Below are 12256 nucleotides of genomic sequence, written 5' to 3'. Positions count from 1 at the left end.
GCCCCCCCCCCCCCCCCCCCCCCCCCCCCCCCCCCCCCCCCCCCCCCCCCCACCCCCCCCCCCCCCCCCCCCCCCCCCCCCCCCCCCCCCCCCCCCCCCCCGCCCCCGACAACGAAACCGAAACCCGCACAACCGCCGGACGGCAACCCGCACCCCGCCCCCGGCCAACGATCCCGCAACCAAGACACCCCCTACCCCAGTACCACCCCCGACTTGGCCCCCCGGTGTGACGCCCCGTCGGGCGTCCCGTTTCTACCTTCCTCCCGCCACACCCCGTGGCCACAACGAGGGAGACGCGAAATGCGCCGCTACAGAAGGACCTTGGTCGCCGCCGCGCTGATGGCCACCCTGGTGTCCGGCACCGCCGGATGGGCCGCCGGGAGTGGGCAGCGGCCCGTCACCGGGCCGCCGCCCGGCAGCGCCGCCTGGCGGGCGGACGGGACGCTCGGGCGCGCGCTGCCCGACCCCGAGGACACGACCCCCGCCCAAGTCGCCGCGTTCTTCCGTACGTTGGCCCCGAGTCGGCAGCGTGAGCTGGCCGAGCGGCACCCCGAGGTCGTGGGGAACCTCGACGGCGCCCCCGTCCAACTGCGGTACCGGGCCAACAGGCTGGCGATCGCCAAGGACCCCCGCTACACCCGCCTCGCCGAGCCCGGTCGGCAGATCATCGCCTTCGACCCCAGGGGCCGCGGCACCGTCGCCGAGGTGTACGGGGACTTGGTGGCGGCCCGTCATGTCGCTGTCGTGGTACCGGGTTCGGACATCGACGCGGCGACGTACGACCGGGAGCGGGACCCGTACGGCACCCCCGCCGGGATGGCCACGTCGCTGCGGACCGCGACCGGCGGCCGTACCGCCGTCGTGGCGTGGGCCGGTTACACGACGCCTCTCGGTGTGGGGCTCGACTCCGCGACCGGGGAGCTGGCCGAGGCGGGCGCGCCGCGGCTGGCAAGGTTCACCGAGGGCCTGACCGCCGCCGGTGTCCGGACACCGAAGCTGTTCTGCCACAGCTACGGCTCCGTGGTGTGCGGCCTCGCCGCGAGAGACGTCGCGGCGAGCGACATCGTCGTGGTCGGCTCCCCCGGCATGCGCGCCGAGAACGCGGAGGCGCTGCGTACCGGCGCCCGCGTGTGGGCGGCGAGGGACGCGTCGGACTGGATCGCCAGGGTGCCGAACGTCGAGGTGCTGGGCCTGGGCCACGGCGCGGACCCGGCGGCCGAGAGCTTCGGCGCGCGCCGGATCCCCGCGCGGACCGCGCACGGGCACACCGGCTACTTCGCTCCCGGTACGGACTCGCTCGCCGCGTTCGCCGCGATCGCCACGGGTGGTGACGTGCGATGAGGATCGTCGAGAAGATCGAGGCGCGGACGCCCGCGTCGCGTGACCGCGCGATCGACGGTCTGCGCGCGCTGGCGCTGCTCGCGGTGCCCACGGGGCACTGGCTGCTGGGTGGATTCACCCTGGACGACGGGGCGTTGCGCAACGCGAGTCCGCTGAGCACGTTCGGGTTCCTCGCGCCGGCGAGCTGGGTGCTCCAGATGCTGGGCATCTTCTTCCTGGTCGGGGGTTACGCGTCGGTGCTCTCGTACCGGCGCAGGAAGGGCTCCACGGCGGCGTGGCTCCGGCAGCGGGTCGCCCGGCTGGGGCGGCCGGTGCTGGGGGTGACGGCGGTGTGGGCGGTGCTGCTTCCGGTGCTGTACGCGGCCGGTGTGCCGGGGACGACGCTGCGGACGTGCTCCACGCTGGTGGTGCAGCCGCTGTGGTTCGTGGGGGTGTACGTCGTGGTGACGGCGCTGACGCCGTACTGCGTGCGGGCGGCGCGGCGGCTCGGCGCGTGGGCGGCGGCGCCGTTGCTGGGGGTGGTGGCCGTGGTGGACGTGCTGCGGTACGGCCCGTACGGCGACGCGATGCCGGGCTGGCTGAGCGTACTCAACATCCTGCCGGGCTGGCTGTTCGCGTATCAGCTCGGGGTGTCGTGGGGCGAGGGCCGGATCGGCCGGCGCGGGGCGCGGGTGCTGCTGGTGGGCGGCGGGGTGCTCTTCGCCGTGCTGCTGGTGGTCTTCCACTACCCGGCGTCGATGGTCGGGGTGCCCGGTGAGGCGCGGACCAATTCGCATCCGCCGTCGCTGCTGGTGCTGGCGCTCGCCGCGGTGCAGAGCGGCGCGGCGATCCTGTTGCGGGACCGGATCGCGCGGGTGCTGCGCAGGCCCGCACTGTGGGCGCCGGTCGTGGTGATCAACCTGTCGGCGATGACGATCCTGTGCTGGCACCAGACGGCGATGCTCGCGGCGGCGGTGCCGGGTTCGTATCCGGGGGCGGTGCCGGGGCTGACGACGGCGCCGGATTCGGCCGGCTGGATTCTCGGCCGGGTGCTGTGGATGCCGCTGTTCGCGGTGCTGCTGGTGGTGATCGCCCGGTACGCGCGGGCTTTCGAGGCGCCGTGGGAGTCGGGCACACGACAGGCCTACGCCCGCCGGGCGGCGACGGGGCTGCTCGCGGCGGGCTTCGCGGTGTACGCGCTGGCGTCGTGAGGCGACGGGGGCTACTCGCGAGCGGCGGCCGTCGCCGACATGTCCGGGTAGCGGTCGCCGACGACCTGTCCGGCGATCGGTTCCAGGAGCGCGAGTTCGTCGGGGGTGAGGGTGATACGGGTGGCGGCGGCGTTCTCCAGCAGGCGCGAGCGCTTGCGGGTGCCGGGGATGGGGACGACGGTCAGGCCGTGCGCCCCGGCACGCTGCTGCACCCAGGCGAGGGCGATCTGTCCGGCGGTCGCGCCGTGGGCGGCGGCGACGGTGCGGACGGGTTCGAGGAGTGCGGCGTTGCGGTCGGCGTTGTCGCCGGTGAAGCGGGGCTGGGTGAGCCGGATGTCGGCGCCGCGCAGTTCCTTGTCGGCATGGGTGAACGAGCCGGTCAGGAAGCCGCGGCCGAGCGGGGAGTACGGGACGAGGGCGACGCCGAGTGCGGCGGCGGCGCCGACGGCGCTCGTCTCGGCGTCGCGGGAGAACAGCGACCACTCGGACTGGAGCGCGGTGATGGGGTGCACGGAGTGCGCCTCGCGCAGTTCGGCGCCGGTGACCTCGCTGAGGCCGAGGTGTTTGACCTTGCCCTCGGCGACGAGTTCGGCCATCGCGCCGACGGACTCGGCGAACGGCACGGCGGGGTTGTGGCGGTGCATGTAGTAGAGGTCGATGACGTCGACGCCCAGACGCCGCAGGGAGCCTTCGACGGCTGTCCTGATGTAGCCGGGTTCGTTGCGGATGCCCCGGTAGGCGGGGTCGTCGCTGCGCTCGATGCCGAATTTGGTGGCGAGGGTGATCTCGTCGCGGTGTGCGGCGACGAACGGCGCGAGGAACGTCTCGTTGGCGCCGCGCCCGTACACGTCTGCGGTGTCGATGAGGGTGACACCGGCTTCGAGGGTCGCTTCGAGGGTGTCTCGGGCGGCCGTCTCGTCCGTGTCGCCGTAGAACTCGCTGATGCCCATCGCGCCGAAGCCCTGGACGCCGACCGTGGGTCCGGCGGCGCCGAGGGTCACCGTGGCGATCTTCTCCGTGTTGCTCATGAGGCCCTTTCCGACGCACGGTGCGCACCGGCGTAGTAGTCGATCTTGTGGTCGAGTACGGCGAGGGTGTCGTGGAGTTCGCCGATCCGGGCGCGCACATCGCGCCGGGTCCGCTCCAGCAGTTCCTGCCGCTGTTCGAAGGTGTGCTCGCCCTCCCGGACCAGCTCGGCGTAACGGACCATGTCGGCGACCGGCATCCCGGTGAGGCGCAGTTTGCCGACGAAGGTGAGCCAGTCGAGGTCCTGGTTGCTGAAGCGCCGCTGCCCGGTGTGCGACCGGTCGACGTGCGGCATGAGCCCGATGCGCTCGTACCAGCGCAGGGTGTGCGCGGTGAGGCCGGTGAAGGCGACCACTTCGCTGATCGTGTACTGGTCCCGGCCGGCGGGGCGGGGATGCGCCGGCGGGGCCGATACGCAGATGTCCTCGGTTTCCGTCCGGACGGGGGTGCTTTCGATCAGGGTCATACCCTCAACGTAGAACCTTGGAGTGCACTCCAAGCAAGTGGACAGGCCGCGTGCCGTCCCGGAGTGAGGCGCCGGACGGCGCCGGTCTACGCTCGTGGACATGCAGAGCCTGGCGATGATCGAGAACTGGCCGGTGCCGACGGCCGCAGCGGCCGTCGTACGGGCGGACGGCACGGTGACCGGGTCCCACGGCCCGACGTCGCGCCGTTTCCCGCTGGCGTCCGTGACCAAGCCGCTGGCCGCGTACGCGGTGCTCGTGGCGTACGAGGAGGGGGCGGTCGAGCTGGACGAGCCGGCCGGGCCCGAGGGCTCGACGGTCCGCCATCTCCTCGCGCACACCAGCGGTCTGGCCTTCGACGAGCACCGGGTGACGGCGCCGCCCGGCACCCGGCGGCTGTACTCGAACGCGGGTTTCGAGGTGCTCGGCGACCACATCGCGAAGGCGACGGACATCCCGTTCCCGGAGTATCTGCGCCAGGCGGTCCTTCAGCCGCTGGGCATGGCGTCGACCACCCTGGACGGCTCGCCCGCGAGGGACGGTGTGTCGACGGTGGACGACCTGGCCGCGTTCGCCGCGGAGCTTCAGGCGCCGCGGCTGCTCGACCCCCGTACGGTCCTTGAGGCGATGACGGTGGTTCATCCGGGGCTGTCGGGGATCCTGCCGGGTTACGGGCATCAGAAGCCCAACGACTGGGGTCTGGGCTTCGAGATCAGGGACTCCAAGTCGCCGCACTGGACGGGCGGTTCGTCGTCGCCGCGTACGTTCGGCCACTTCGGCCAGTGCGGCACGTTCCTGTGGGTCGACCCGGACGCGGGCGCGGCGTGCGTGGCGCTCACCGACCGGGACTTCGGCCCGTGGGCCGTCGAGGCGTGGCCGCCGTTCACGGACGCGGTGCTGACGGAGCTGCGGCAGGGCACCCCTTAGGCCGTGTCGGGTCGGGCCCCAGCTCCCAGATCAGTACCTCGGACGCGGGCCCCGCGGTCAGTTCGAGGTCTTCGGCGTCGGTGATACGCGCCGAGTCACCGGGTCCCAGTTCCACGCCCGCCAGCGCCACCAGGCCCCGCACCACGTGCAGATACGCGTACGCCGCGTCGGGGACCGCCGCGCGCTCGCCCTCCTGGAGCCGGCGTACGTGCAGCATCGCGCCCGCCTCGGGGAGGGCGTACGGCGTGGAGTCGGCGATGCCGTGCACGATCTCGTAGCGGGGGTCGCCGCCGGGGGTGAGCGGGGCGAGCCACATCTGGACGAAGACCAGCGGCGCCGGCCCGTCGTTGCGCTCCACGTGCCGTACGCCGCCGCCCGCGCGGAGCCGCTGGACGTCGCCGGGCCGTACCAGGGTGGCGTTTCCGGCGGAGTCGCGGTGGGTGAGTTCGCCCTCGACGACCCAGGTGACGATCTCGGTGTGGCTGTGCGGGTGCTCGTCGAAACCGGCGCCGGGGGCGAGCCGTTCCTCGTTGCAGGCGATCACCGCGCCGAACCGGAGGTTGTCGGGGTCGTAGAACTGCCCGAAGGAGAAGGCGTGGAAGGACTCGATCCCGGCGGACAGGTCACCGCCGGGATAGCGGTCGTCGGCGTACCGGACGGAAATCACGGACCCCACGGTAGACCCGGCCCGGCACGTGGCCGTCCTGATGAGGCAGTCTTGTCCCGTGCCTGAACCGACGAACGAAGCCCATCCGCATCCCGCGACCCTGCGCCGACTGGAGAAGTCCGCCGGCCGGCTGGCGGCGAACGCCATCGCCCGCATGGACGAGAAGCTGCCGTGGTACCGCGCGATGCCGCCGGAGAACCGTTCGTGGATCGGTCTGGTGGCCCAGGCGGGTATCGCCGCGTTCACCGAGTGGTTCCGGCACCCCGAGACGCCGCAGGCCATCTCCACCGATGTGTTCGGTACGGCGCCTCGCGAGCTGACGCGGGCGATCACGCTGCGCCAGACCGTCGAGATGGTGCGTACGACCATCGAGGTCATGGAGTCGGCGATCGAGGAGGTCGCGGCGCCCGGTGATGTGTCGGTGCTGCGTGAGGCGCTTCTCGTGTACGCGCGGGAGATCGCCTTCGCGACCGCCCAGGTGTACGCGCAGGCCGCCGAGGCCCGCGGCGCGTGGGACGCGCGGCTGGAGTCGCTGGTGGTGAACGCGGTGCTGTCCGGCGAGGCCGACGAGGGCGCCGTGTCGCGCGCGTCCGCGCTGGGCTGGAACTCGCCCGAGCATGTGTGCGTGCTGCTGGGCACCGCGCCCGACGGGGACAGCGAGCTGACGGTGGAGGCGATCCGCCGGGCGGCGCGGCACGCCAAGCTCCAGGTCCTCACCGGGGTGCTCGGGGACCGGCTGGTGGTCATCGCGGGCGGCAGTGACAATCCGCTCCAGGTCGCGAAGGCGCTGATCGGGCCGTACGCGGCGGGGCCGGTGGTGGCGGGCCCGGTGGTGCCCGACCTGCTGGCGGCCACGAGGTCGGCGCAGGCGGCGGCGGCCGGGCTGAAGGCGTGTTCGGCGTGGCAGGACGCGCCGCGTCCCGTACTGTCGGACGATCTCCTGCCGGAGCGCGCGATCGCGTCGGATCCGGCGGCGCGCGAGCAGCTGGTGGAGGAGATCTACAGACCACTGGAAGAAGCGGGCTCGGCGCTTCTGGAAACTTTGAGTGTGTATCTGGAACAGGCGAGTAGTCTCGAAGGTGCGGCGCGGATGCTGTTCGTGCACCCCAACACCGTGCGCTACCGGCTTCGACGTGTGACCGACGTCACCGGATGGTCACCGTCGGATGTCCGTTCCGCGTTCACTCTGCGGATCGCGTTGATCTTGGGAAGGCTCGCCGACGCGGAATCGCCCTCCTAGCCCTTTGTGGGACATCAACAATTACCCCGACGGTTCTTGGTCCTTGTCCCCACGGGCGGCGGAGGCCGTCCGCGAGAGAGAGTGTGAGTGTGCTCGTACTCGTCGCTCCCGGCCAAGGCGCTCAGACGCCCGGCTTCCTGACTCCCTGGCTCGACCTCCCCGGTGCCGAAGAACGGCTGCGGGACTGGTCCGCCGCCATCGATCTCGATCTGGTCCACTACGGCACGAAGGCCGACGCGGACGAGATCCGTGACACCGCGGTGGCCCAGCCGCTGCTGGTCGCCGCCGGTCTGCTGTCCGCCGACGCCGTGCGCGGGCAGCTGGGTGACACGGCCGGTGCGGGTGCGGTCGCGGGGCACAGCGTCGGCGAGATCACCGCCGCCGTGTACGCGGGTGTGCTGGGCGAGGAGGACGCACTGCGCTTCGTCCGTACGCGCGGACTGGCCATGGCCGAGGCCGCGGACATCACGCCGACCGGCATGGCGGCGCTGCTCGGCGGCGACCCCGAGGTGACCCTGCCGCATCTGGCGAAGCTCGGTCTGACGCCGGCCAACGTGAACGGTGCCGGGCAGATCGTGGCCGCCGGCACGCTGGAGCAGATCGCCGCGCTGACGGAGGACAAGCCCGAGGGCGTACGACGCGTGGTGGCTCTCAAGGTCGCGGGCGCCTTCCACACGGAGCACATGGCACCGGCGGTGGCGACGCTGGCGGACGCGGCCGGAAAGCTCGACGTGTCCGACCCCGGCCTGCCGTACGTGTCCAACAAGGACGGGCAGACTGTGGCCACGGGGGCCGAGGTCGTCGCACGTCTGGTGGGCCAGGTCGCCAACCCGGTCCGCTGGGACCTGTGCATGGAGACGTTCACGGAGCTGGGTGTGACGGCGCTGGTGGAACTGTGCCCCGGAGGCACGCTGACCGGCATCGCCAAGCGCGCCCTGCCCGGTGTGAAGACCCTCGCGCTCAAGACCCCCGCCGACCTCGACGCGGTTCGCGAGATCGTCGCAGAGCACGCTTCCTAAGGAGCCCGAGAGAGAATGGCGAAGATCAGGCCCAGCCAGGGCGCCCCGTACGCCCGCATCATGGGTGTCGGCGGCTACCGTCCGACGCGCGTGGTGCCCAACGAGGTGATCCTCCAGACGATCGACTCGTCCGACGAATGGATCCGCTCCCGCTCCGGTATCGCGACCCGCCACTGGGCCTCCGAGGAGGAGACCGTGGCGATGATGTCGATCGAGGCGTCCGGCAAGGCCATCGCCGACGCCGGGATCACGCCCGCGCAGATCGGCGGCGTGATCGTATCGACGGTGTCGCACTTCAAGCAGACGCCGGCCGTCGCGACGGAGATCGCCGACCGGATCGGCGCGGGCAAGCCGGCCGCGTTCGACATCTCGGCGGGCTGTGCAGGCTTCGGTTACGGGCTGACGCTCGCCAAGGGCATGGTCGTCGAGGGCTCGGCGGAGTACGTCCTCGTGATCGGCGTGGAGCGGCTGTCGGACCTCACCGACCTCGAAGACCGCGCCACGGCCTTCCTGTTCGGCGACGGCGCGGGCGCGGTCGTCGTCGGCCCCGCGCGGGAGCCGGAGATCGGTCCGACGGTCTGGGGCTCCGAGGGCGACAAGTCGAACACGATCATGCAGAACGTGCCGTGGGACGACTACCGCGACGGGAAGGTCGAGAAGTTCCCGGCCCTCACGCAGGAGGGCCAGGCGGTGTTCCGCTGGGCCGTCTTCGAGATGGCGAAGGTCGCCCAACAGGCCCTCGACGCGGCCGGGATCACCTCGGCGGACCTGGACGTCTTCATTCCGCACCAGGCCAATATGCGGATCATCGACTCGATGGTGAAGACTCTGAAGCTGCCGGAGCACGTCACGGTCGCCCGTGACGTGGAAACCACCGGCAACACCTCGGCCGCCTCGATCCCGCTCGCGATGGAGCGGCTTCTGGCGACCGGTCAGGCGAAGAGCGGTGACACCGCGCTCGTCATCGGCTTCGGGGCGGGTCTCGTGTACGCCGCGACGGTCGTTACCCTCCCCTAGGCGCACCGGATCTTTCCGGGCCGTGCTCAACAAATCCCACTGCTCACGCTGAATATCGAAGGAGCGCCCAACATGGCCGCCACTCAGGAAGAGATCGTCAAGGGTCTCGCCGAGATCGTGAACGAGATCGCCGGCATCCCGGTCGAGGACGTCCAGCTGGACAAGTCCTTCACCGACGACCTGGACGTCGACTCGCTCTCCATGGTCGAGGTCGTCGTCGCCGCCGAGGAGCGCTTCGACGTGAAGATCCCGGACGACGACGTCAAGAACCTGAAGACCGTCGGCGACGCCGCCGACTACATCGCGAAGCACCAGGTCTGATCCAGGCCGCGCGGCTGACGCCACCCGGTGGTGGCGCCGTAAAAATTCCGCACCCTCTACACGTGGAGAAAGAATTCCAGTGAGCCCGACCAATCGCACCGTGGTCGTCACCGGTATCGGCGCAACCACACCGCTGGGTGGCGACAGCGCATCGACCTGGGAGGGGCTGCTCGCCGGCCGCTCGGGCGTCAAGCCCATCGAAAGCGAGCGGTTCGCCGAACTGCCGGTCCGGATCGCCGCGTTCGCCGCGGTCGATCCGGCCGATGTGCTGCCCCGTCCGCTCTCCCGCAAGCTGGACCGCTCGGCGCAGTTCGCGCTGATCGCGGCCCGTGAGGCGTGGGCCGACGCGGGTTACAAGGCGAAGGCCGGCGACGACGAGTCCGTCGTCCCCGAACGTCTCGGCACGGTCATCGCCTCCGGCATCGGCGGCGTGACCACTCTCCTCGACCAGTACGACGTGCTGAGGGAGAAGGGCGTACGCCGCGTCTCCCCGCACACCGTGCCGATGCTGATGCCGAACGGGCCGTCCGCCAACGTCGGTCTGGAGGTGAACGCCCAGGCGGGCGTGCACACCCCGGTGTCCGCGTGCGCGTCGGGCGCCGAGGCGATCGGCTACGCCGTGGAGATGATCCGCACCGGCCGCGCCGACGTCGTGGTGGCGGGCGGCACGGAGGCGGCGATCCACCCGCTGCCGGTCGCCGCGTTCGCCAACATGATGGCGATGTCGAAGAACAACGACGAGCCCACGAAGGCGTCCCGCCCGTACGACAAGGCCCGTGACGGCTTCGTCCTCGGCGAGGGCGCGGGGGTCGTGGTCCTGGAGTCCGCCGAGCACGCGGCTCGGCGCGGCGCGCGCGTCTACTGCGAGGTGCTGGGCCAGGGCCTGTCCGCCGACAGCCACCACATCGCGCAGCCGGAGCCCACCGGCCGCGGGGTCGCGGCGGCGATGCAGCACCTGCTCGACAACACCGGCATGAAGCCGTCGGAGGTCGTGCACCTGAACGCGCACGCCACCTCCACGCCGCAGGGCGACGTCGCGGAGATCAAGGCGCTGCGCCGGGTACTGGGCGAGGACCTCGACCATGTCGCGGTCTCCGCCACGAAGTCGATGACCGGCCATCTGCTGGGCGGCGCCGGCGGTATCGAGACGGTGGCGACGGTGCTCGCGCTGCACCACCGGCTGGCCCCGCCGACGATCAACGTCGACGACCTGGACGAGGAAGTCGACGCCGACGTCGTACGCGGCGAGCCGCGCGCGCTGCCCGCGGGCACGATCTCGGCGATCAACAACTCGTTCGGCTTCGGCGGCCACAACGTGGTGCTGGCGTTCCGCTCGGTCTGATCCACGTGTACGCGCCGGAGGCCCGGCTCCTGTCCTTGGGCGGGGGCCGGGCCTCCGGCGTTTCTCCTTTGGAGGCGCTTTCGAGGCGCTTCGATGCGCCTCAGTCCGCGAAGCTCGCGAAGTACGTCGCCGCCATGTCCTCGGCGCCGTGGCCCTGCGCCTCCGCGCGCGCGAAGCGTTCCGCGCCCGCCTCGGCGACGTCCATCCGGACGCCTTCCGCCTCGCCGGCCGCGACGATGAGACGGGCGTCCTTGACGGCCGTGGTGACGGCGAAGTTGGGGGTGTAGTCGTCGCCGAGGATCGCAGCCGACTTGACGCGCAGGTACCCGCAGTCGAGCGCGCCGCCCGCGACGGCGTCGAGGAAGCTCCGCGGATCGACGCCGAGTCCCTTCGCCAGGGCCAGTGCCTCGGCCGTGCCGTGCGTGAGGGTCAGGACCCAGCTGTTGCAGACGAGTTTGAGCCGCGTCGCCGCCCCCGACGTGCCCTCGTCGGCCACCCAGAGTGTGCGCTCCCCCACGGCCTCCAGTACGGACGTGAAGGTGTCCCGCGGCCCCTCGGGGCCCGCGGCCAGGACGGTGAGCTTCCCCTGCTCGGCGGCGCCCTTGGAGCCCAGCACGGGCGCGTCGTAGAAGTGAAGTCCGTGCGCGGCGGCGAGTGCGGCGAGCGGGGTGAGACCGTCCGGGCCCGCCGTCGTCGTCTGGAGCCAGACCGTGCCGGGCCGCAGTCCCGGCGCCGCCGTCGTCATGGTCTCCAGGGTGGCGGCGCCGTCGTACAGCATCGTGACGACGACGTCCGCGCCGCGTACGGCGTCCGCCGGACTGTCCGCGATCCGGGCCCCGTCGGCCGCCAGCGGCTCCGCCTTCGCGCGGGTACGGTTCCAGATCCGGACGGCGTGCCCGGTCCGGCGGAGATTGCGGGCCATCGCCGCGCCCATGATGCCCGCGCCGAGTACAGCTACTTCGAGTTGATCAGCCATGCGCCCACGGTAGAACGCGGCCGTACGGTCCGGCTGTCCGGCCGTGCGGCTGGAGCAGTCGGGCTCAGACGACCTGGTGCAGCCAGCGCACCGGGGCGCCCTCGCCCGCGTACCGGAACGGCTCCAGCTCGTCGTCCCACGGCTTGCCGAGCAGCTTCGCCACCTCGGCCTCCAGCTGTGTCTCGCCGCTCAGCGACCGGGCGAGGGCGGCGCGCAGCCGGTCCTCGGGGACCAGGATGTCGCCGTGCATGCCGGTGACGGCGTGGAAGATGCCCAGCTCGGGGGTGGCGCTGTAGCGCTCGCCCTCGGCCGTGGGGCTGGGCTCGGCGGTCACCTCGAAGCGCAGCATCTGCCAGCCGCGCAGTGCCGACGCGAGCTTGGAGGCGGTGCCCGCCTGGCCCCGCCAGGAGAATTCGGACCGCCAGGTGCCGGGCGATGCGGGCTGTCTGATCCAGTCGAGCTGCACGCGTACGCCGAGGACGCCCGCCACAGCCCATTCGATGTGGGGGCACATCGCGCGCGGCGCGGAGTGCACGTACAGAACACCACGTGTGGTCACCGGGACCTCCAGTGTGGGACGAGGTTCGCCTTCCCAGCGGCCTCAGTAAACAGCATCGAGAGTGAAACCCCGCAAAAGGGACAGCATGTGACGGGATGTAACCTACCGGAGCCGAAGCGCATTGTTGACTCTGGTTCGACGCCTGAAAGCTACCTTGCGCGCGGGGC

General features: G+C 71.8%; 12 protein-coding genes and 1 pseudogene. 8 read left to right on the top strand and 5 right to left on the bottom strand.

All coding sequences use genetic code 11. The features are described 5' to 3' along the window. Positions 1-300: 300 nt before the first annotated feature. A complete protein-coding gene (locus ACIBLA_RS21285) occupies positions 301-1341 on the top strand; it encodes an alpha/beta hydrolase (protein WP_363246164.1) in 1041 nt (346 codons plus the stop codon). Then, positions 1338-2531, top strand: coding sequence for an acyltransferase (locus tag ACIBLA_RS21280; RefSeq protein ID WP_363246165.1), 1194 nt, complete (start codon positions 1338-1340; stop codon positions 2529-2531). Before ACIBLA_RS21285 ends, ACIBLA_RS21280 begins: the two co-directional genes overlap by 4 nt. 11 nt (positions 2532-2542) lie before the next feature. Here ACIBLA_RS21280 and ACIBLA_RS21275 read toward each other — a convergent pair whose 3' ends face one another. Then, the gene (locus ACIBLA_RS21275) at positions 2543-3559 is read right to left on the bottom strand and encodes an aldo/keto reductase (protein WP_399199448.1); all 1017 of its coding nucleotides are present in this window, start codon (positions 3557-3559) and stop codon (positions 2543-2545) included. Further along, a complete protein-coding gene (locus ACIBLA_RS21270) occupies positions 3556-4023 on the bottom strand; it encodes a MerR family transcriptional regulator (protein WP_363246167.1) in 468 nt (155 codons plus the stop codon). The genes ACIBLA_RS21275 and ACIBLA_RS21270 overlap by 4 nt, the downstream gene beginning before the upstream one ends. Before the next feature lie 100 nt (positions 4024-4123). Between ACIBLA_RS21270 and ACIBLA_RS21265 the strand changes: the two genes are divergently transcribed. Further along, positions 4124-4948, top strand: coding sequence for a serine hydrolase domain-containing protein (locus ACIBLA_RS21265; RefSeq protein ID WP_363246168.1), 825 nt, complete (start codon positions 4124-4126; stop codon positions 4946-4948). On the opposite strand, the gene ACIBLA_RS21260 is transcribed toward ACIBLA_RS21265, so the two are convergent. After that, on the bottom strand, positions 4905-5612 hold the full coding sequence (locus tag ACIBLA_RS21260; protein WP_363246189.1) for a pirin family protein: 708 nt from the start codon (positions 5610-5612) through the stop codon (positions 4905-4907). The genes ACIBLA_RS21265 and ACIBLA_RS21260 overlap by 44 nt on opposite strands. 43 nt (positions 5613-5655) lie before the next feature. Between ACIBLA_RS21260 and ACIBLA_RS21255 the strand changes: the two genes are divergently transcribed. From ACIBLA_RS21255 to fabF, 5 genes are all read left to right on the top strand, one after another. Then, positions 5656-6855: a helix-turn-helix domain-containing protein gene (locus tag ACIBLA_RS21255; RefSeq protein ID WP_363246169.1), complete on the top strand. Its 1200-nt coding sequence runs from the start codon at positions 5656-5658 to the stop codon at positions 6853-6855. 89 nt (positions 6856-6944) lie between these two features. After that, positions 6945-7874: an ACP S-malonyltransferase gene (locus ACIBLA_RS21250; RefSeq protein ID WP_363246170.1), complete on the top strand. Its 930-nt coding sequence runs from the start codon at positions 6945-6947 to the stop codon at positions 7872-7874. Between the two features lie 15 nt (positions 7875-7889). Then, positions 7890-8891, top strand: a complete 1002-nt coding sequence (locus ACIBLA_RS21245) for a ketoacyl-ACP synthase III (protein WP_363246171.1) — start codon at positions 7890-7892, stop codon at positions 8889-8891. Positions 8892-8963: 72 nt separating this feature from the next. Continuing rightward, complete coding sequence (locus ACIBLA_RS21240; RefSeq protein ID WP_363246172.1) at positions 8964-9212, top strand: acyl carrier protein; 249 nt, start codon at positions 8964-8966, stop codon at positions 9210-9212. Between the two features lie 79 nt (positions 9213-9291). Continuing rightward, positions 9292-10554, top strand: a complete 1263-nt coding sequence (gene fabF, locus ACIBLA_RS21235) for a beta-ketoacyl-ACP synthase II (protein ID WP_363246173.1) — start codon at positions 9292-9294, stop codon at positions 10552-10554. A 100-nt stretch (positions 10555-10654) separates the two neighbouring features. Here the strand turns inward: fabF and ACIBLA_RS21230 are convergent. Beyond that, positions 10655-11581: pseudogene (locus tag ACIBLA_RS21230) on the bottom strand (NAD(P)-dependent oxidoreductase); the annotation flags it as partial. Between the two features lie 13 nt (positions 11582-11594). Next, positions 11595-12089 (bottom strand): DUF3145 domain-containing protein, encoded by a 495-nt coding sequence (locus ACIBLA_RS21225; RefSeq protein ID WP_363246174.1) that lies wholly within the window; start codon positions 12087-12089, stop codon positions 11595-11597. Between the last annotated feature and the right edge of the window lie 167 nt (positions 12090-12256).

The organism is Streptomyces sp. NPDC050433, assembly GCF_044458565.1.
Taxonomy (GTDB): domain Bacteria; phylum Actinomycetota; class Actinomycetes; order Streptomycetales; family Streptomycetaceae; genus Streptomyces.
This window is presented reverse-complemented; position numbering and strand designations above follow the sequence as displayed.

What these genes read in the sequence shown, in the direction of transcription:
- ACIBLA_RS21240 (WP_363246172.1), top strand. Translation starts at nt 8,964, where the DNA reads ATGGCCGCCACTCAGGAAGAGATCGTCAAGGGTCTCGCCGAGATCGTG.
- ACIBLA_RS21275 (WP_399199448.1), bottom strand. Translation starts at nt 3,559, where the DNA reads ATGAGCAACACGGAGAAGATCGCCACGGTGACCCTCGGCGCCGCCGGA.
- ACIBLA_RS21265 (WP_363246168.1), top strand. Translation starts at nt 4,124, where the DNA reads ATGCAGAGCCTGGCGATGATCGAGAACTGGCCGGTGCCGACGGCCGCA.
- ACIBLA_RS21245 (WP_363246171.1), top strand. Translation starts at nt 7,890, where the DNA reads ATGGCGAAGATCAGGCCCAGCCAGGGCGCCCCGTACGCCCGCATCATG.
- ACIBLA_RS21285 (WP_363246164.1), top strand. Translation starts at nt 301, where the DNA reads ATGCGCCGCTACAGAAGGACCTTGGTCGCCGCCGCGCTGATGGCCACC.
- ACIBLA_RS21270 (WP_363246167.1), bottom strand. Translation starts at nt 4,023, where the DNA reads ATGACCCTGATCGAAAGCACCCCCGTCCGGACGGAAACCGAGGACATC.
- ACIBLA_RS21280 (WP_363246165.1), top strand. Translation starts at nt 1,338, where the DNA reads ATGAGGATCGTCGAGAAGATCGAGGCGCGGACGCCCGCGTCGCGTGAC.
- ACIBLA_RS21255 (WP_363246169.1), top strand. Translation starts at nt 5,656, where the DNA reads ATGAGGCAGTCTTGTCCCGTGCCTGAACCGACGAACGAAGCCCATCCG.